The organism is Candidatus Pelagibacter bacterium nBUS_27 (assembly GCF_051200985.1).
Taxonomy (GTDB): Bacteria; Pseudomonadota; Alphaproteobacteria; order Pelagibacterales; family Pelagibacteraceae; genus Pelagibacter.
This window is the reverse complement of the sequence record NZ_CP172845.1, coordinates 320994-340317: the sequence shown is the minus strand read 5'-3', so window position 1 is coordinate 340317 and position 19324 is coordinate 320994. Positions and strand designations below refer to the sequence as shown.

The 19324-nt window shown below is 33.1% G+C and carries 17 protein-coding genes; 10 read left to right on the top strand and 7 right to left on the bottom strand.

Annotated features, from left to right (window positions below):
• The first annotated feature begins 16 nt into the window (after positions 1–16).
• Entirely contained in the window at positions 17–1702 is a 1686-nt protein-coding gene (locus ACIJYG_RS01775; protein WP_435097851.1) for a formate--tetrahydrofolate ligase, read from the top strand.
• A gap of 5 nt (positions 1703–1707) precedes the next feature.
• On the opposite strand, the gene ACIJYG_RS01770 is transcribed toward ACIJYG_RS01775, so the two are convergent.
• A complete protein-coding gene (locus ACIJYG_RS01770) occupies positions 1708–2736 on the bottom strand; it encodes a glycerol-3-phosphate dehydrogenase (RefSeq protein ID WP_435097848.1) in 1029 nt (342 codons plus the stop codon).
• Between the two features lie 145 nt (positions 2737–2881).
• Between ACIJYG_RS01770 and ACIJYG_RS01765 the strand changes: the two genes are divergently transcribed.
• Positions 2882–4219, top strand: a complete 1338-nt coding sequence (locus ACIJYG_RS01765; RefSeq protein WP_435097845.1) for an NAD(P)-binding domain-containing protein — start codon at positions 2882–2884, stop codon at positions 4217–4219.
• 26 nt (positions 4220–4245) lie between these two features.
• Entirely contained in the window at positions 4246–4620 is a 375-nt protein-coding gene (locus ACIJYG_RS01760; RefSeq protein WP_435097842.1) for a cupin domain-containing protein, read from the top strand.
• Here the strand turns inward: ACIJYG_RS01760 and ACIJYG_RS01755 are convergent.
• The 6 genes from ACIJYG_RS01755 to ACIJYG_RS01730 all read right to left on the bottom strand — a co-directional run bounded on the left by ACIJYG_RS01755 (position 4617) and on the right by ACIJYG_RS01730 (position 10262).
• A complete protein-coding gene (locus ACIJYG_RS01755; RefSeq protein ID WP_435097839.1) occupies positions 4617–6770 on the bottom strand; it encodes an ABC transporter permease in 2154 nt (717 codons plus the stop codon). The two genes, ACIJYG_RS01760 and ACIJYG_RS01755, sit on opposite strands and share 4 nt — an antisense overlap.
• Positions 6758–7804 carry a quaternary amine ABC transporter ATP-binding protein gene (locus ACIJYG_RS01750; protein WP_435097836.1) on the bottom strand — a complete coding sequence of 349 codons (1047 nt, stop codon included), beginning with the start codon at positions 7802–7804 and terminating at the stop codon, positions 6758–6760. The genes ACIJYG_RS01755 and ACIJYG_RS01750 overlap by 13 nt, the downstream gene beginning before the upstream one ends.
• A 74-nt stretch (positions 7805–7878) precedes the next feature.
• Positions 7879–8433 carry a hypothetical protein gene (locus ACIJYG_RS01745; RefSeq protein WP_435097833.1) on the bottom strand — a complete coding sequence of 185 codons (555 nt, stop codon included), beginning with the start codon at positions 8431–8433 and terminating at the stop codon, positions 7879–7881.
• A gap of 2 nt (positions 8434–8435) precedes the next feature.
• Positions 8436–8810 (bottom strand): MORN repeat-containing protein, encoded by a 375-nt coding sequence (locus ACIJYG_RS01740; RefSeq protein ID WP_435098832.1) that lies wholly within the window; start codon positions 8808–8810, stop codon positions 8436–8438.
• A gap of 1 nt (position 8811) precedes the next feature.
• On the bottom strand, positions 8812–9255 hold the full coding sequence (locus ACIJYG_RS01735) for a hypothetical protein (protein ID WP_435097830.1): 444 nt from the start codon (positions 9253–9255) through the stop codon (positions 8812–8814).
• Between the two features lie 101 nt (positions 9256–9356).
• A complete protein-coding gene (locus ACIJYG_RS01730) occupies positions 9357–10262 on the bottom strand; it encodes an ABC transporter substrate-binding protein (RefSeq protein ID WP_435098829.1) in 906 nt (301 codons plus the stop codon).
• A 180-nt stretch (positions 10263–10442) separates the two neighbouring features.
• On the opposite strand from ACIJYG_RS01730, the gene ACIJYG_RS01725 reads away from it, so the two are divergent.
• The 7 genes from ACIJYG_RS01725 to ACIJYG_RS01695 all read left to right on the top strand — a co-directional run bounded on the left by ACIJYG_RS01725 (position 10443) and on the right by ACIJYG_RS01695 (position 19319).
• On the top strand, positions 10443–12770 hold the full coding sequence (locus ACIJYG_RS01725) for a DUF1989 domain-containing protein (protein ID WP_435097827.1): 2328 nt from the start codon (positions 10443–10445) through the stop codon (positions 12768–12770).
• 4 nt (positions 12771–12774) lie between these two features.
• Entirely contained in the window at positions 12775–13125 is a 351-nt protein-coding gene (locus tag ACIJYG_RS01720) for a hypothetical protein (RefSeq protein ID WP_435088743.1), read from the top strand.
• Positions 13126–13227: 102 nt separating this feature from the next.
• Positions 13228–14556 carry an NAD(P)/FAD-dependent oxidoreductase gene (locus ACIJYG_RS01715; protein ID WP_435097824.1) on the top strand — a complete coding sequence of 443 codons (1329 nt, stop codon included), beginning with the start codon at positions 13228–13230 and terminating at the stop codon, positions 14554–14556.
• Positions 14557–14628: 72 nt separating this feature from the next.
• The gene (locus ACIJYG_RS01710) at positions 14629–16098 is read left to right on the top strand and encodes a glutamine synthetase family protein (protein WP_435097821.1); all 1470 of its coding nucleotides are present in this window, start codon (positions 14629–14631) and stop codon (positions 16096–16098) included.
• 31 nt (positions 16099–16129) lie between these two features.
• Positions 16130–17074, top strand: a complete 945-nt coding sequence (locus tag ACIJYG_RS01705; RefSeq protein ID WP_435097818.1) for a glutamine amidotransferase — start codon at positions 16130–16132, stop codon at positions 17072–17074.
• Positions 17062–17916 carry a GXGXG motif-containing protein gene (locus tag ACIJYG_RS01700; protein ID WP_435090767.1) on the top strand — a complete coding sequence of 285 codons (855 nt, stop codon included), beginning with the start codon at positions 17062–17064 and terminating at the stop codon, positions 17914–17916. Before ACIJYG_RS01705 ends, ACIJYG_RS01700 begins: the two co-directional genes overlap by 13 nt.
• Positions 17916–19319 carry an FMN-binding glutamate synthase family protein gene (locus ACIJYG_RS01695; protein WP_435097815.1) on the top strand — a complete coding sequence of 468 codons (1404 nt, stop codon included), beginning with the start codon at positions 17916–17918 and terminating at the stop codon, positions 19317–19319. The genes ACIJYG_RS01700 and ACIJYG_RS01695 overlap by 1 nt, the downstream gene beginning before the upstream one ends.
• Positions 19320–19324: the final 5 nt, after the last annotated feature.

Here is a 19324-nt window from a genome sequence, read left to right as displayed (position 1 = left end):
ACTTGTAGGATTCTATATGAGCGAAGTTAAGTCAGATATTCAAATAGCTAGAGAAGCTAAAATGCAACCTATAAATGATATTCTAGCGAAAATAAATGTACCTGACGAAAGTGCTGCTTTCAGTCCAATGGGCAGACACATTGCAAAAATTAATTTAGAATATTTAGATACCTTAAAAGATAAACCAGACGGAAAATTAATTTTAGTTACCGCAATCACTCCTACTCCAGCAGGTGAAGGTAAGACCACTACTTCAGTTGGACTTAACGATGGTCTAAATAAAATTGGAAAAAAATCTATTGTATGTTTAAGAGAGCCAAGTCTTGGCCCTTCATTTGGTATGAAAGGTGGAGCAGCTGGCGGTGGATACGCACAAGTGGTTCCAATGGAACAAATTAATTTACATTTCACTGGAGACTTTCATGCAATAACTTCTGCACATAATTTATTATCTGCTTTAATCGATAATCATATCTATTGGGGAAATAAATTAGATATAGATGTAAGAAGAATTGTTTGGAAAAGAGTGATGGATATGAACGATCGTTCTTTGAGAGAAATAAATATTAATTTAGGTGGTATCGCAAATGGATTTCCTCGGGAAGATGGATTTGATATAACTGTTGCATCAGAGATCATGGCGATCTTTTGTTTATCAAATGATTTAGAAGATCTAGAAAAAAGAATAGGGAATATTACAATAGCGTACACGAGAGATAGAAAACCTGTTTATGCAAAAGATTTGAAAGCTCAAGGTCCGATGACTGTATTATTAAAAGATGCTATTAGACCTAACGTAACTCAAACTTTAGAAAATAATCCTGCGATTATTCATGGTGGTCCATTTGCAAATATTGCTCATGGATGCAACTCTGTAATTGCTACAAAAACAGGACTAAAGCTTGCTGACTATGTGGTGACTGAAGCAGGGTTTGGTGCTGATCTTGGTGCAGAAAAATTTCTTGATATAAAATGTAGAAAATCAAATCTTAAACCGAGCTGTGTAGTAATTGTTGCAACAATTAGAGCATTAAAAATGCATGGTGGGGTTGCCAAAGATGATCTGAAAAATGAAAATGTAGAAGCTCTAAAAAAAGGATTGATTAATCTTGAAAGACATATTGAAAATATAAAAAAATTTGGGTTACCTGTTGCTGTTGCAGTTAACCATTTTATTAAAGATACTGATAATGAAGTAAAAGCTTTAATTGAATTTTGTGATGGATTGGGAGTTAAGGCAAGTCTTTGTACTCACTGGGCAAACGGTGGTGAAGGAACAAAGGAACTAGCAGCTCATGTTGCTGATTTATGTGAAAAAAATGAAGCTAAATTTAAGTTTTTATACGAGAGCAAAACACCTTTATTTAAAAAGATAGAGACAATTGCAAAAGAGATTTACAGAGCAGATGAAGTTATCGCTGATACAAAAATTAGAGATCAACTTAAAAGTTTTGAAGAAGCTGGTTATGGTGAATTACCAATTTGTATTGCAAAAACTCAATATAGTTTTTCAACTGATCCTAGTCTTAAAGGTGCACCAACAGGTCACGCATTACCAGTTAGAGAAATAAGGCTTTCTTCTGGTGCAGAATTTATAGTTGTTGTTTGTGGGGCTATAATGACAATGCCAGGTTTACCAAGAGTGCCTGCGGCTGACTCAATCAAGCTTAATAAAGATGGTGAAATAGAAGGTCTATTTTAAAATTTTTACCAGTCAATTTGTAATTTTTTATTTTCACAAATAGTTTGCAGCATACTAAACATTAGCGGGAAATGCTGAGGATTTAAATCTTGTAAAATTTTTGGTCCAATTTCTAAAGCTAATTGAGCACCTTCTACAGTAATATCTTTCATAAATTTTTCTTTAGCATCATTATACAGATGTCCTTCACCCAAATACTTTCCCATCAAACTATTTCTTCCTCCTATTGCACTAACATATAAGTCTCCTAAACCCGCTAAACCATAAACTGTTTCTGCTTTACCTCCATAATTAGAAACAAACTCTACCATTTCAGAAATTGATCTATGTATCAAAGACGCTGCAGTATTTAAAAAATATTTTGACTGAATATCTTTTGATGCTTTGGGATTGCTCAAGCCTTCAGATGCTCCAATTAGCATTGAGTAAATATTCTTTATTGCTCCTGATAACTCAACACCATTTATATCTTCTGAGATTTCAGTAGAGTAATAGTTAGTTGAGATTGTTTCTTTTAGGAACTGACTTTCTTTTAAGTTTTTATTTGCAATAACTGTTCCTGTTCTCATTTTATTTGCTAATCCTGCAGCTAAACATGGTCCTTTGATAGCTGAAATATTAATTTCAGAATGACCTTCTTTCTCTAAAAGATTTTTAATTTTGTCTGAAAGTGTAGAGAGCTCATTATCTACTATGGATAGACCTTTGGTTAATAATACAATTGGTATTTTCTTTTTATATTTTTTTGAAATTTGTTGAACAAACCACTCAATACCTACTGAACTTACTCCACAAACAATAATATCAATATTTTGTTTTAAAATAGTTTGTAATTTTTCAAATCGCTCAAATTTAATTTCTTTTGGTAATTGTGTCTTTAATGCTGGATGTATATGATTATTAGAATTAATACTTTCAATTAGGTTGTCCTCTAAATGTGTTCCAACAATTGTAACATCATTTTTATTATCTAAACATGGAACTGCAAAAGCAGACCCCATTGCACCAGCACCAATTATAACTATTTTTTTCATAAGCTGAAGTTTAAAGCTTTATTTTTACAAGATTTACTCATTTGATTTATATCAATAATATTACTGTAATAAGATATATTTATTGTAATTTTTAACATTTTGTTAGTAAAGTAGATTATATAATAATTTTAAATGGAGATCTTTTATGACTAAAGTAGCAATAATCGGTGCAGGACCTTCTGGTTTAGCTCAACTACGAGCTTTTGAGTCAGCTCAAAAAAAAGGTGAAAAAATTCCTGAAGTAGTTTGCTTTGAAAAACAAGAAGATTGGGGAGGGTTATGGAATTATAGCTGGAGAACTGGAACTGATGAGTATGGAGAACCTGTACATTGTAGTATGTATAGATATCTTTGGTCCAATGGGCCAAAAGAATGCCTTGAGTTTTCAGATTATTCTTTCGATGAACATTTTGGAAAACCTATTGGATCTTATCCTCCAAGAGAAGTAATATTGGATTATATACGTGGCAGACTTGCTAAATCAGATTTTAAAAAACAAGTAAGATTTAGAACTTCTGTTCGTTGGGTTAGTTACAACAAAGACAGTAAACTATTCACTGTTTCAGTTGAAGATTTAGTCAAAAAAGAAACCTATAGCGAAGAATTTGATTATGTTGTGTGTGCTTCAGGACACTTTAGCACTCCCAATGTGCCTGAGTTTACAGGACTTTCTACTTTTGGAGGAAGAGTAATGCACGCACATGATTTTAGAGATGCGTTAGAATTTAAAAACAAAGATATTTTGATTGTAGGTACAAGTTATTCCTCAGAAGATATTGCATCTCAATGTTACAAATATGGATGCAAATCTATAACAATTAGTCACAGAACTGCACCAATGAATTATCATTGGCCTGATAAAATTACTCAAGCACCTTTGTTAATAAAAGCTGATCCAGATAACACTGTTCACTTTAAAGATGGATCAAAAAAAAAGGTGGATGCCATAATTTTATGTACTGGATATTTGCATCATTTTCCTTTTCTTGAAGAAGAGCTTAAATTAAAAACCAGCAATTTATTATGGCCTCTTAATTTATATAAAGGAATATTTTGGGAATCTAACCCTAAGATGATGTATTTAGGTATGCAGGATCAATTTTATACTTTTAATATGTTTGATGCTCAAGCTTGGTATGCAAGAGATTTTATTCTTGGAAAAATTTCATTACCTTCAAAAGATGAAATGACAAAAAATAGTCTTGAATGGAAAAAAAGAGAAGATTCGTTACAAGATGATGAGCAAAAGATTTGGTTCCAAGGTGATTATACAAAAGAACTTATTGAGGCTACAGATTATCCTGATTTTGATATAGAGGGAGTAAATAAAACTTTTATGGAGTGGGAGCATCATAAACATGAAGATATTATGACTTTTAGAAATAATAGTTATAAATCTCTAATTACTGGAAAAAAATCTCCTTTACATCATACAGAATGGTTAGATGAGTTAGATGATTCCATGAAGGCCTACATAAAATAATTTTTTATCACTATTATTTTAAAGATATGTTGTTTGTAAAAAATCTTAAATCAATTTCTGATCAAAAATGGCAAACAACTGAGAAATATCCAGGTGTAAGATGGAAATTCTTAATAGATGCAGACTATACAGAAAGTTCTGGACTTTCTCTTGGTTTTGCTGAAATAGCCCCAGGAGGAGATTTAACTCTACATTATCATTCGCCCGCAGAGATATATGTGGTGACTAATGGTAGTGGAACATTAAATAAGTCTGGTGAGCTAGAAGAAATTAAGAAAGGTGATGTAGTTTATATAGCCGGGAATGCAAAACATGCTTTAAAAAATAACGGAAAAGAAACTTTAGAATTTTATTGGATTTTTCCAACAGATCGTTTTTCTGAGGTCGAGTATTTATCCTAGTTGATGCCCAAGTGTTTTTTTCGTTGATCTACCCATGTTCGAATTAAATGATCAAACACCAAACCTATAAAAGCTACACAAACACCAAGCGTTAATCCTATTCCAGCACCCTTTTTATCAGATAGGGCTTTTAAGATATATTGTCCTAAATCCTCTGTTCCAATAAATGCGCCAATAATTACCATAAATAAAGCAAATACAATTGTTTGGTTTAAACCAAGCATCATATGAGGAAAAGCTAATGGAAATTCTATTTTCATCAATCTTTGTAGTTTCGTTACACCTGACATTGAGCCGGCATCATGCAATGAAGCTGGAACACTTCTTAATCCCTCAATTGTGTACCTTGTTGCAGGTATCGTTGCATAGACGATTACTGCAATTAATACCGATGTATCAGTAACACCAAAAAGCATCATTACCGGAATTAAATATACAAATGAAGGAAAGGTTTGAAAAATATCACAAACCCCCAACATAAAATTAGTAGTATATTTGTTTTGAAAACATAAAGTTCCAACTGTAAAGCCAATAGCACAAGAAATAATTACACCAAATGTTGCCATATAAGTGGTTACTAAAGCCCTATCCCACCAAGGACTTAGTGCTATAAATAATGTTAATCCACCTACTACAAAAGCTGAACGTATTCCGCCAATTATATAACCAGCACCAATAACTAAAACTAAAGTAGCAACAGCTGGCATCCTTAAATATAAAGCTCTCATTGGCTGAAGAACTTCTGTAATTAACCAGGTATTAAATATTTTTAAAGTCTGAAAGAAAGTATCCCAAACCCAATCAACACCTTTGTTCCAAAAATCTGCTGTTGATATTCCTTTATTGTGTGGAATTTCATATAGATAATTAAAACCTTCTTTAAAGAAAAAAGAACCCACAAAAGCAAGTATAATTCCAATTAATACTGCACCACCAAAAAAAATACTATTTTTGTGTTGCTCGAAAAAAGTTAGATTACCAAAATAATCAATTTGTTTATTTGCCCAAGCTAAAGATAACTTGTCCAATAATATTGCAATCAAACTAATACACAAACCCGCCTCAAGTGCTAATCCAATATTTAATTGGTTTAGCGCAAGCAACAAATTAAACCCTAAACCTTTCGCACCGATAAAAGCTGAAATAACAGCCATAGAGAAACACACCATAATCACTTGGTTTACTCCTATTAAAATATCTCTTCTTGCAGTTGGAATTAATACTTTGAACATGAGTTGAGAATTTGTGCATCCACTCATTCTACCAGCTTCAATAACTTCAGGAGGTATACCTCTTAAACCAAGTAGAGTTAATAAAATCATTGGAGGAACTGCAACTACCATCGTTATGATGACTGCCGCATGATCACCAACACCAAATAAAACAATTGCAGGAACTAACACAGCGTATTGAGGCATAGTTTGCATAACTAAAAGTATTGGATATAAAGCTTTTTCAACTCGTTTACTTTTAAATGCTGCAATACCTAGACCCAAACCAAAAATAAAAGATAGTGGTGCTGCAACTAATATAAAAGAAAGAGTTTGCATCGATGGTTTCCATTGACCAAATACGGAAATATAAATCATAACTATACCAGCAAATAAAGCTAAGCCTTTTCCACTTAAATTATAACCAAGTATTACTGCTCCCGCCGCAACAATGGTCCATGGTAAACCTGGTAATTTTGCCCATGGATTTGCTCCTATCCAATCCCAACTAGTAAATGCAACAACTGTTTGAACTCCTCCTAATATAACTTCTCTAATTAGTTCAATTAGAAATGTCATAAACGCTGTTATATTTCGTGTTAATTGAAGAACTAAAGGCCTAGTTTTGTATGATTGAGTATTTTCATTCCAAAACTCCATTGGCATCCACTCATTCATCAAAAAAAATAAAGAGTCATTTATCCAAATAGGCAACCATCCCAAAAGAGGTGGCAATCTCCAAAAAACATCAAATGCATAATATCTTACTTCTGCACCAAACAGTGTGTAGGTACTTTGATTTGGGTCTTTAATAAATTCTGCTTGGCCTCTTATAAATTTGTAGGTTTCTGGAACGTCAATTGCAAAGCATAGAGAAAAAAATACAATCAACAAAAATAGCCATTGAAACAACTTTGGATATTTTTTTAATAATTCCATATTTTAATCATTATTTTTTTTTCGCCAAACACAGTATTAATTATTTTTGAAGGATGAACAGTTCCAACAATTTGATTGTTTTTATCTATTACACCAACAGATCTTTCTTGGTTTAAAATCTTTTCAGCAACATTTTCAATTATTTCATCTTTTGAAACTTTTAATTCACTTAAATTTTCATTATGGGGTTTATCCATAATGTCTTCTATCTTTAATACTTTTTCTCTAGGAACTTCTTCGGTAAATTTTCTGACATACTCAGTTGCTGGATTTAAAACAATATTTGCTGGTGTATCAAGCTGCTCTATTATTCCATCTTTCATAATTGCAATTCGATCGGCAAGCTTTAATGCTTCATCAAAATCATGAGTAATAAACATAATTGTTTTTTGTAATTTTTCTTGAAGCCTTAAAAACTCATCTTGCATTTCTTTTCTAATTAATGGGTCTAATGCTGAAAACGGTTCATCTAAAAACCAGATATCAGGTTCAACAGCTAAAGACCGAGCGATTCCTACTCTTTGCTGTTGCCCACCAGAAAGTTCTCTTGGAAAATAATTTTCTCTTCCATCAAGGCCAACAAGTTTAACCATGTCCATAGCTTTATCTATGCTTTCTTGATCTTCAATTCCTTTTATTTGAAGAGGAAATGCAATGTTTTCTAAAACTGTTTTATGTGGAAGTAATGCGAAACTTTGGAATACCATCCCCATTTTATTTCTTCTAATATCTATTAGTTCTTTATTATTTAATGAAAGTAAATCTTGACCTTCTATAAAAATTTTTCCACCTGTTGCGTCTGTTAATCTTGAAATACATCTTAATAAAGTTGATTTTCCAGAGCCTGATAAACCCATTACAACTAACATTTCTCCTTTTGAAACTTCAAAGGAGGCATTATTCACTCCAACTATACATCCATTTTCTTGAAATGTTTTTGCATCAACGTTTCCATTTGCTTCTTGAAGCATCTTTTCTGCATTTGCTCCAAAAATTTTGTAAACAGACTCACATTTGATAACAGTATTAGTCATATTGTTTGAATAAGTTATACGAAATAAAAATAAAATACACTTTTTATATTATTTCAATTTATTGTTTTCCTCCTTTAAAAATTTTTAATAAAATAAACTCTGGTATCAATTCCTGTGCTTAAAAAATTTAAAACTTCTCCACTAACAGTAATTTTCTCTTTTTCCCCACCATTTATGCTTCCACTTAAAACAAATCCAGCAATGCACTTACTGTTTTCTTTGTCCCAATTTACAAATGTTTTGGCTATTTGATTGCCATTGGTAGTATATATTTGCTTTGCTTTAAAATTTATTAAATTCGCACCCATAACAGCTCGTTGTGGGATAATTTTTGTTATTTTGCATACTGTTTCATATTGCTCTTTAGATAATTTGTAATGATCACTTCCTTCATAAAAAGTTAAAATACCAGATGGTAGTGTGGAGATTATTTTACTTAGTTTGTTTGCCTCAGCAATTCTTGCTTCTTCCTTTTTCATTTTTTCTACTAGTTCTTCACCTTGACCAAAAAAAACATTTAAAATACCAAAAGAAAAAATTACAATAAATGTTAATAAAACAAGACCACCAAATTGTTGAATAGGCTCAGGCAACAGTCCTTTAAATTTATTCAAATATCTATCAATCATAATTATTCTTGTATTTTGCCATTTTTCCAAGTTCCTACTTTTTCTTTTCCATCAGACCAAATAAATTTACCTCTTCCATTCATAAAGCCGTTGGCCCATTCCCCTTCGTAGATAGAGCCGTCTGGAAAAGTTAAAACTCCCTGACCACTCCATTCACTATTTTTAAATTCACCCTTATAAATGTATCCATTGGGCCAAGTTTCAACACCCTGTCCATGTTTTTGTGTTCCTACCCAATTTCCTTCATAAGTTGTTTTGTCTGTATAGGTCCATTTACCAAAACCATTTTCACAGTCTCCTTCACAGCCTGTTTTTCGAGCTGATGCTGAAGTTGCGATTAAAAAACTCAAAGTTATATAAAAAATATATTTTTTCATTTTAGCTACATACATAAAAAGAAATATCCTTTTCAAAATTTTCACTTTTTAAATCTTTTGTAATTTCATGAACTAATTCACCCGATTTTCTATTAATTATACCAGACTCGGAGTAATTTTTGTCATTATCAAAAGCTTTAAATAAAACTATATCCTTATTAACAACCTTTACATCAAACTTTGTATTTTCAGAGAGAAATACTGATAATCCATTAATCGAAAGTTTTTCAGGCTGCTTTGCATCAATCTTAAATTGATCTAAATTTTTTTCATTTAAATCTTTTGCTAAAAAAGTTTTATAATTATACTCTGAGTTCTTAAGTATTTTTTTTTCTAACTCGCATACATAACCAATTTCAATATCTTCTTGTATGTCGATATTTTTTGCTAAGGATAAATTAAAAATAAACAGGCTTAAAAATATATAAATAGAGTACTTCGTCATTTTTTTAATAAAATTTATAATTTGAAACTTCACTAGATTTACTTACATAAAAAAATCCCCCCCAAATTTGTTGGGGGAGATTTTGCAATTATTTTTATACTTTATTTAGTAAATGGTTCCCAAACACTTTTATTGTCTGCTAACCATTTTTTTGCAGCATCTTCATGTGTCATTTTATCTTCGTCAACTAAAGCAGCCATTGCTCCGATGTGACTTGTTGAAAATGACATTTTTTTGAAAACTGCAGCTGCACCTGGATGAGTATTAGGAAAATCCTCATTTACAGCTTTTTTCAAATAACCATCTGGAGATCCACATTTTCCATCACCACCATCTTCTGGTCTACAACCAGCAGAATATGGAGGAAAATCAATAAATGTGAAACCTTTTCCATCCGTAAAGTTTGGAGTCCAGTTGAATATTATAGTTCCTCTTCCTTCTTTCTCAGCAGCCTTAAGTTCTGCCCAAAGTGCATCTGCACTTCCAGCAAATTTAACTGTCCAAAGATCTCCTAACCCAAGAGCATCAACCCTCTGAGGTATTAAATCTCCATGCCAAGTTTGTGGACCTTCTAACATTCTTCCTTTTCCACCTGAATCCGGTGTTGCAAAGTTTGCAGCACAGTCTGGATTCTTTAAAGCAGTCCAATCTGGTAGACCTGGACATAATCCTTTGTCAGCAACCCAGTTAGGATATCCCATATCTTCAAGAGTTCTTGCTTCGTGATCACCCCAATCAACTATTCCACCTTTGTCTAGTGCTGTAGTGAATGATTTACCAAAAGCAGATTCCCATACTTCATGTGCTAGAGTTACATCACCAATACGAATTGACTCGTATACAGCTTGTGAGTTTGTATTTACGTAACTTACATTGTTACCCATGCTTTCAAAAATTCCACCAATAACATGAGCCATTACAATTTGACTTGACCAGTTATGAGTAGCAATAATTATTGGTTGAGCACTATCACCACCTTTTTTGGCAGTTTTGTCTCCACCTTGCATGAAAAAAATTGCGGCAACAACTATTACTACCGCACCGATTATTATCGGCAATTGATTCTTCTTCATATTCTATCTCCCTTAATATTAAGTTTAATAAAGTATGTTCTCACTTATTAAATTTATAGTCAATCCCCTATGATTATATTATGGTTAATAAAAAATATTAAAAAAGCACTGTAGATGTTAGGAACTAGCAATAATATCAAAAATCCTGGATTAAGAGTTTTACCACCAGGAGTTGAAAAATATTATGTTAAGGGTGGCGGTTTATCTGTAATTGAAGTTTCTCAAGAAGATAAAATCGAAATTATTAATGATGAAGGAAAACAAGTTTGTGAAATAATTGTTTTTAATTCCAAGGGGAAATCAGATTTATCAATATTAAATTTAAAAGAAAATTCAAACGCAGATTTTTCAAAAATAGCTATAGCTAATGATGAAAAAATTTCAAAAATATTCAAAAAAAAGAGCTTTGAATTAAATAAAGCTAAATCTTCAATTATTTTTAATGAAGATTGTGTAATGGGAGAAAAAATAACTTTATTAGCAAAAGATAAATGTTTTGTTTTGATTGCAGCACCTGGTAATCCTCTCAATGTTCACGAACAAAATCCACCAACTGATCTAACAATCTTTTTAAATAAAGCCCAGTTTTCAGAAACAGAAGAGCAATTTATTTTACCTGATCCTTTAAGTGATCCATTAGTTGAGCAACTTGTTAAAAGAAGAACTGCAGAAACTTATGAAGTTAAAGCTGGGGAGTATATTCAAATAATTGATACAGGAGGAAGGCAATGCTCTGATTTTTTAGCTTTTGATACTCATAAATTAAATGATGGTGTTGAAAGTATTATTGATGATAAAGCAACTAGAACTTTTATGGGTAGCGCTTACCCTGGTCCAGGTTTATTTTCAAAATTCTATGATGGTGATCATGAGGCAATGGTTGAAGTGGTTAGAGATACTGTTGGAAGACATGATACTTTTAATCTAGCCTGTACTTCAAAATACTACGAAGATTTGGGTTACATGGGTCATATTAATTGTACTGATAATTTTAATAAGGAATTAGAAAAATATGATGTTAATGCTAGAAAAAGTTGGTCAGCTATAAATCTTTTTTTTAATACAGCAATAGATGCAAATAATGTTGCAACATTTGATGAACCTTGGTCAAGACCTGGTGATTATGTTTTGTTCAGAGCTTTAAAAGATTTAACATGTGTTTCATCCGCTTGTCCTTGTGATGTTGATGCTGCAAATGGCTGGAACCCTACAGATATATTTGTTAGAACTTATGCAAAGAATGAAAAATACTCAAAAGCAATTGCATTTAGAATGAAAACAGACGCTGAACCAAAACTTACTCAAGAGACAGGTTTTCATAAAAAAACATCTGAACTAACTAGAAACTTTGTTGAGTATAAAGGTTTTTGGCTAGCTAATAATTTTACAAATTCTGGAACGATAAAAGAATATAACGCATGTAGAGAAAGTGCGATAGCAACAGATCTTTCGCCATTAAGAAAATTTGAAATTTTAGGACCAGATGCTGAAAACCTTATGCAATATACCTTAACAAGAAATGTTAAAAAACTATCAGTCGGACAAGTTGTTTACACTGCTATGTGTTATGAAAATGGATGCATGTTAGATGATGGTACTTTATTTAAATTTGGACAGGATAACTTTAGATGGATTGGTGGAGATGAGTACAGTGGAGAATGGTTAAAAGAACAAGCAAAAAAGAAAAATTATAAAGTTTGGATCAAATCAGCTACGGATCATATTCATAATATTGCTGTTCAAGGACCTAATAGTAGAAAAATTTTAGAAAAATTTGTTTGGACAGCACCAATTCAACCATCAATAACTGAACTTGAGTGGTTTAGATTTAATATTGCGCGAATAGAACATGAAACTGGAACTCCAATTGTTATTTCTAGAACGGGTTACACTGGTGAACTTGGATATGAAATTTGGTGTCATCCTAAAGATGCTGCAGAAGTTTGGGATAAAGTTTGGGAAGCAGGAAAAGAATTTGATATCACACCGCTTGGTTTAGAGGCTTTAGACATGGTTCGTATAGAAGCTGGACTAATTTTTTATGGATATGAATTTGATGACCAAACAGATCCTTTTGAAGCTGGAATTGGTTTTACCGTTCCACTTAAAACAAAAGAAGATGATTTTATCGGCAAAGAAGAATTAATTAAGAGAAAAGCAAATCCACAAAAAAAATTAGTAGGACTAGAGTTAGTCGGTCACGAACCAGCGGTTCACGGAGACTGCGTTCACATAGGTCGTGCACAAATTGGCGTCATAACTAGTGCTATGCTTTCTCCAAAACTTGGAAAGAATATTGCTCTTTGTAGAATAGATGTAAAATATTCTGAAATTGGAACTGAAGTTGAAATAGGGAAACTAGATGGTCATCAAAAAAGAATTGGTGCTAAGGTTATTGCTTTTCCATTCTACGATCCAACAAAATCAAGAGTAAGAGCTTAGATAAATGGCTTCCACTAAAAAAACACTTTTAAACTTTTGGGAAGATCAAATGAAACAATCCCATACATCAAGTAACTATTTTTTTAGAAAATCTCCTTCACATTATCATATGATGTTATTAGTCATGTCTGCTCATAAAGAAGGACAAAAACTTTCAGTCGAAGAACTTAAAACAAAATTATTTAAAACTTCTCGACCAAAATCAGCTCTTATAATTACTGAGGCATGTGAAAAAGGATTCTTTCATTTGGAAAAAACTTCTACTGACCAGAGAATTAAAAATATTGTACCTAGCTCTTCTTTTATTAATGAGTTTAATGAATATTTAGATACACTTAAAAACATAAGCTATTAGCTATTTATTTTTAAATAATCCATAATATATATTTTTTATATATAATTTTTAGTTCTATAAAAAATTATATTAATATCTTGTTTCAAAAAATAATGTTTAGTTATGTCAACGTTACCATCAAAAGCAAAAGTAGTAATTATAGGTGGTGGTATTCACGGTTTAAGTACAGCCTGGAAACTTTCAGAAACTTATAAAAATCCTGGTGACATCATAGTTTTAGAAAAAAATGATATTGCTGCTGGTGCAAGTGGTATTGCTTGTGGTGTTGTTAGAAACAATTACTTTCAACCAGCTATGAGAGAGCTAATGGCTCATTCAGTTTCAGTTTGGGAGAGTGATCCTAAAGCATTTAAATATAACCCAGTAGGTTATTTACAAATTTCACCAGAAGTAATGCACGAAGATGTTGCAACTATCTATGAACAACAAAAAGCAATTGGTTACGAATCAGAATTTATTGAAGGTGAAAAAGATTGCATGGATTACATGAAAGGTATGTTTGATGATTGGCAAGCTCAAGGAATCACATCAGTACTTCATGAAAAAAAAGGTGGGTACGCATTTAATAAAGACTCAATTAGAGCACTAGAAGATAAGTCTACTTCAAATGGAGTCCAGGTTATGAAGGGTGTAACAGTTAAAGGATTTAAAAGAGGCAGTAATAGTAAAGCAGTTACAGGAGTTGAAACTGACAAAGGTACAATAGAGTGTGAACAAGTAGTTGTTGGAGCAGGTCCATGGGCTAGAGACTTTTGGAACATGTTAGAACTTCCTAAGAAAGCTAATATTAAAGACAAAGATGGTAAGTTTCACGAAACTGATATGTGGACATATTGGATGCTTCAAGAAGGTGTAATTGGTGTTGAGCCAGATTTTTTAAAAATGAATAATGGAAAACAACCACCAGTAATCCACGTTGACTCTACTGCGCCATTGTACTCAGACAAAACAAAAAAATTAATTACAGAAGAAATTTGGGGAATTTATTATAAACCTGATATTGAAGGTTTGGGAGTTCAAGGTGGAACTTCTCCATACATAGTTGATAAACATTTTGATAAAGTTAATGTAGATCCATACGGTTTAGACTCACCAGAATTTCAAACTACTGAAGCATTTAATGATATGTGGTGTTCTGCATTAGCTCATTGCCAAAAAAGATTTGAAGGTAAATCAGATCTTTATAGAAAAGGACCATCCGGTGGTCTTGGATGTATGACGCCAGACTCATTTCCAATCTTTGATAGATTTTTAGAAAACGTTTACATGATTGCTGATGCTAATCACGGTTATAAAATGATTGGTGTGGGTGAACTAGTTGCAAAAGAAATTCTTGGTACTGAGAGTGATTTATTGAAACCGTTTAGATTCAACCGTTACGAGAAAGGTGAACTTCACCCTACATCGAACAGTCCGTTCCCTTGGAGTTAAACTTCAAGCCTAGACACTAATAAGTTTTTCAGCTAACTTTGAGTAAATAAAATTCATTGGGGGATGAAAATAATGACTGATCTAGACAAACACGTTAACCAACCAGGTAGAGCAAAGTTAGTAAAGCAAGTTAGAGCTAAGATTAATGAACTTGGTATTGAATATATTTTTTTTCAATTTATTTCTGTTACTGGAAGAGTTGTAGGTAAAGGTATTCCTACTGATCACTGGGAAAGAACTTGTGAAAAAGGATTTCAATTAGTTTATGGTGCAACAGCAAACTTATTTGTTGATCGTCACGGAAATTATATTGGGTATGGTCCAGAAGCAAAAGAATTAGTTGGAATTCCAGATCCAGAAACTTTTTGTCAGTTGCCTTGGGATAAAAAAGTTGCAAGAGTATTTGTTACTTGTTTTAGAAACAGAGAAGAAAGAGATAATCCAGGTGCTCATTTAACCTCAGATTGCCGTGGAAACCTAAGAATTCATGCTCAAGAATTTAAGAAAAAACATGGATATCAGTTAAGAGTTGGAACTGAACCAGAAATGATGTGGCTAACTAAAAATGAAGATGGAACGCCAACTGGCAAAGGTTTTTCTAAACCCTATTGTTATCACATAGATCAATTTGAGTCTTTAAGACCTGTTTTCATGCAAGTAATGAAATATGCAAGAGCCATGGGTCTTGATATGATTCAAGGTGACCATGAAGATGCACCAGGTCAATTAGAATTAAACTGGATGTATGATGATGTTTTAAGAAATGCAGACAGACTTTCAACTTATAGACAAATTTGTGCTCAAGTTGCAAGAGAATTTAATTTGATTGCTTGCTTTATGACAAAACCTTTTATGGGTGTGTCTGCAAGTGGTTGTCACACCAACATGTCTTTGTGGAAAGGTGGAAAAGATAAAGTTAATAAATTATCTCATAAATCTATCCCTGCAATGGACGAAGTATTTACTTATGTTGAGGGTGGAACAAATACTTTTATGCCAGATACTAAAGATGTCCAGTTACCAGGTAAAGTTGGATTAAAAGCTATTGGTGGTGTTATGAAACACTTGGGTGCTTTGACTGCTATCGGATCATCAACAGTAAACTCTTATAGAAGATTATGGGATACAGGTTTTTGGGCACCAGTTTATGCAGACTGGGGATATCAAAATAGAACTTGTGGATTAAGAGTATCAGCACCAGGAAGATTTGAATATCGTTCAGTTGACTCGATGCATAATCCTTACTTGATGGGTTCAGGATTATTAAAATGTTTTGAAGATGGGATATCAAACAACATTGATCCAGGAAAACCAGAGTCTAGAAGTATGTACGAAGCTCAAGCAGCTGGTAAAGAAGTTAAAAAATTACCTTTAAGTCTTGGTCAAGCACTTGACCGTTTAGCTGAGGATGAGGTTATTAAATCAGCTATGCCAGATGAAATGTACAAAGTATTTCATTGGTATAAAAATGATGAATGGGAAAGATTTTTAGGTGCAACAACTCAATGGGATCTGGACACTTATCTTGATTGTCTACCGTAGGTCTTAAAAATAAATAAAAGGGGTAAAATATATGTGTGGAATTGCAGGTTTAATTCATAGAGGAAAATCCTCAAATGTTGGAAGTGAATTACAAGGCATGCTTCAAGCATTAAAGCATAGAGGTGAAGACTCAACAGGTTACGCTCTATACGGTGATACAGATGGTAAAAATTTTATCATGCGTTTCAAAGTTGGAGAAAATGTTGGTGAAGGAAGTTCATCAATTATGGAAGATGTTTCAGTTTACGATGAAAGAAAAAAGATAGTAGATCAATATTTAGCAGAGTTAGGGGCTAAAGTTCTTAAAGAGGAAAGAACTCTACCCTATTCACTAAGATATGAAATTTCTTATGATAAAAAAGATCTATTAGATTTTTCTCAAAAAATTGAAAGTATCCCAGGAGTTGAAATTCTTTCAATGGGAAAATCGCTGGAAGTAATTAAAGATCTTGGAAATGCTAAAGCAGTTTGTGATAGATATTCATTAGATAAACTTGTTGGAACTCATGCAATTGGTCATGCTAGAATGGCAACAGAATCTGGTGTTGATATTAAATCAGCCCATCCTTTTTGGGGTTATCCTTTTAGCGATGTATCAGTGGTTCATAACGGACAGCTTACAAATTATTGGAACAATAGAAGAGCATTAGAAAATAAAGGCATGAGATTTATGTCTGAGTGTGACTCAGAATTAATCGCAGTTTATATTGCTCAAAAAATGAGAGAAGGAGCAAGTCTTGAAGAAGGTATGAGAGACTCTTTAACAGGACTTGATGGAGTATTCACTTATTTTGTTGCAACAAGTGACTCGTTAGGAATGGCAAAAGATACTATGGCAGCAAAGCCACTAGTGCTCTACGAGTCAGATGATTTAGTTGCAATGGGTTCAGAAGAAATAGCGATCAGATCAGTTTTACCGCAAGAAATTGATACATATGATCCATTTGATGGAGAGGTAAAAGTATGGCAAATCTAAAAACAAGCGAGAAAAAATCAAAAGCCCAGTCAATGGGTATGCACAGCGAAGTTTTAACAGGAAGAACTCAACAAAAGTTTTTTAACCCTGATGAAGCTGAAAACTTTTATTACTTTGGTACTTATGATGTTGATTTTAATAAAAGAACAGATCTTGATGTAAAAGATATGTCGGCCCCAGAAGCTAATAAGGAAATCGATAATTTAATGAGTCAAGGTTATGGAACTATTGTTATTAAAAACCCACAAGGAAAACATAGTTTAGGTGTTGGAATTTTGAATAAATTAAACTTAATTTTTGAAGGAAGTTTAGGTTATTTTGGTATGGGTTCATGTGATGGCCCTACTGTTAGAATTAATGGTAGAGTTGGTTGGTCTTGTGCTGAAAACTTAATGGCTGGTAAAGTTGTAATCGAAAAAAATGCAGGATCATGTTTTGGAGCAGCTATCAGAGGTGGAGACTTAATTTGCAAAGGTAGTGTTGGTGCTAGAACTGGTATTGATATGAAAGGTGGAACTATTATTGTTGGTGGTGACGCTGGTGCATTTACAGGTTTCATGATGCAAAGAGGTAGAATAATTATTCTTGGGGATGTTGGAATAAATTTAGGTGACTCTATGTATGATGGTACTATTTTTGTTGGCGGAAGTATTGGCTCATATGGTAGTGATGCTGTTGATGCTGATCTTTCAAAAAGTGACCAAGACTGGTTAAAACGAAAATTAAAAGTTGCAGAAATCGGTGAAAATTTTGATGTAAGTAAAATGAAAAAAATTGTAGCTGGTAAAAAACTTTGGAATTACGATAATTTAGAACCTACAGAGAAGAAAGGAGCAATTTAATGCCTAAGAAAAAAACAAAAAAAAATGGTAAGGGCGTTGGTGGAAAAGCAGACGTTCATGCATATGAAGATGGGAAAAGAAATAAAAGTTTATTAGGTCATAATGCTATTTTTACTCCTGAAGTAATAGACGATATTCATATCAAATCTCAGTTAGGCAGATACCGAATGCGTGGAATGGCATTAATGAAAAAAATTCCAACATTTGATGATCTAGTTTTTCTACCTGGAACACTTACAAGATTTGTAATCGAAGGTTACAGAGAAAAATGTGAAACTAAGACTGTAATTGGACCAAGATGTGAAAACCCAATTGAACTTGATATACCTGTTTACATTACTGGTATGAGTTTTGGAGCACTTTCTTATGAAGCAAAAACTGCTTTAGCACGAGGAGCTACTATGGCTGGTAGTGCAACTTGTTCAGGAGAAGGTGGAATGATACCTGATGAAAGAAGATATTCTGAAAAATGGTACTACCAATGTATTCAATCAAGATACGGTTTTAATCCACATCACGCTCAACTTGCAGATGGAATTGAAGTTTTCATTGGTCAAGGTCAAAAAGTTGGAATGGGTGGACACTTAATGGGTCAAAAAGTAACTGACCAAGTAGCTGAGATGAGATCATTACCTTCAGGTATCGATCAAAGATCACCTGCTAGACACCCTGACTGGTTAGGTCCAGATGATTTAGCTTTAAAAGTTGAAGAATTAAGACAATTAACAAAAAACAAAGTGCCAATTCAGTTAAAACTTGGTGCATCAAAAGTTTATGATGATGTTCGTATGGCTGCAAAATGTGATCCAGATTCTATCTACTTAGATGGAATGGAAGGTTCAACTGGTGCAGGACCTCATATCGCAGCTGCAAATACTGGTATTCCAGGAATAGCTGCTATCAGAGAAGCAAGAAGAGCAATCGACGATGTGGGTAAAACTGGTAAAGTTACTTTAATTTATGCAGGTGGTGTAAGAGATGGTGCTGATATGGCAAAAGCTTTAGCGTTAGGTGCTGATGCAATTGCAATAGGTACTGGATCAATGATCGCCTTAAACTGTAATAAAGATATCCCAGAAGCTAACTTTGAAAAAGAAATGGGTGTAAAAGCTGGTGAATGTTATCACTGTCATACTGGTCGTTGTCCAGTTGGTGTTGCAACACAAGACCCTAAACTAAGAGCAAGATTAAATCCTGATGATGCTGCACTTAGAGTTTACAACTATCTTCATTCAATGACGTTAGAAGCTCAACTTTTAGCAAGAGCATGTGGTAAAACTAATATTCACTCTTTAGAGCCTGAAGATTTAGCTGCATTAACTACGGAAGCATCTGCTTTAGCAAAAGTTCCATTAGCTGGAACAAACTATACAGTTGGTGTTGATAACTATCACAAAATATAGAGGTA

What these genes read in the sequence shown, in the direction of transcription:
- ACIJYG_RS01775 (WP_435097851.1), top strand. Translation starts at nt 17, where the DNA reads ATGAGCGAAGTTAAGTCAGATATTCAAATAGCTAGAGAAGCTAAAATG.
- ACIJYG_RS01770 (WP_435097848.1), bottom strand. Translation starts at nt 2,736, where the DNA reads ATGAAAAAAATAGTTATAATTGGTGCTGGTGCAATGGGGTCTGCTTTT.
- ACIJYG_RS01765 (WP_435097845.1), top strand. Translation starts at nt 2,882, where the DNA reads ATGACTAAAGTAGCAATAATCGGTGCAGGACCTTCTGGTTTAGCTCAA.
- ACIJYG_RS01760 (WP_435097842.1), top strand. Translation starts at nt 4,246, where the DNA reads ATGTTGTTTGTAAAAAATCTTAAATCAATTTCTGATCAAAAATGGCAA.
- ACIJYG_RS01755 (WP_435097839.1), bottom strand. Translation starts at nt 6,770, where the DNA reads ATGGAATTATTAAAAAAATATCCAAAGTTGTTTCAATGGCTATTTTTG.
- ACIJYG_RS01750 (WP_435097836.1), bottom strand. Translation starts at nt 7,804, where the DNA reads ATGACTAATACTGTTATCAAATGTGAGTCTGTTTACAAAATTTTTGGA.
- ACIJYG_RS01745 (WP_435097833.1), bottom strand. Translation starts at nt 8,433, where the DNA reads ATGATTGATAGATATTTGAATAAATTTAAAGGACTGTTGCCTGAGCCT.
- ACIJYG_RS01740 (WP_435098832.1), bottom strand. Translation starts at nt 8,810, where the DNA reads ATGAAAAAATATATTTTTTATATAACTTTGAGTTTTTTAATCGCAACT.
- ACIJYG_RS01735 (WP_435097830.1), bottom strand. Translation starts at nt 9,255, where the DNA reads ATGACGAAGTACTCTATTTATATATTTTTAAGCCTGTTTATTTTTAAT.
- ACIJYG_RS01730 (WP_435098829.1), bottom strand. Translation starts at nt 10,262, where the DNA reads ATGCAAGGTGGAGACAAAACTGCCAAAAAAGGTGGTGATAGTGCTCAA.
- ACIJYG_RS01725 (WP_435097827.1), top strand. Translation starts at nt 10,443, where the DNA reads ATGTTAGGAACTAGCAATAATATCAAAAATCCTGGATTAAGAGTTTTA.
- ACIJYG_RS01720 (WP_435088743.1), top strand. Translation starts at nt 12,775, where the DNA reads ATGGCTTCCACTAAAAAAACACTTTTAAACTTTTGGGAAGATCAAATG.
- ACIJYG_RS01715 (WP_435097824.1), top strand. Translation starts at nt 13,228, where the DNA reads ATGTCAACGTTACCATCAAAAGCAAAAGTAGTAATTATAGGTGGTGGT.
- ACIJYG_RS01710 (WP_435097821.1), top strand. Translation starts at nt 14,629, where the DNA reads ATGACTGATCTAGACAAACACGTTAACCAACCAGGTAGAGCAAAGTTA.
- ACIJYG_RS01705 (WP_435097818.1), top strand. Translation starts at nt 16,130, where the DNA reads ATGTGTGGAATTGCAGGTTTAATTCATAGAGGAAAATCCTCAAATGTT.
- ACIJYG_RS01700 (WP_435090767.1), top strand. Translation starts at nt 17,062, where the DNA reads ATGGCAAATCTAAAAACAAGCGAGAAAAAATCAAAAGCCCAGTCAATG.
- ACIJYG_RS01695 (WP_435097815.1), top strand. Translation starts at nt 17,916, where the DNA reads ATGCCTAAGAAAAAAACAAAAAAAAATGGTAAGGGCGTTGGTGGAAAA.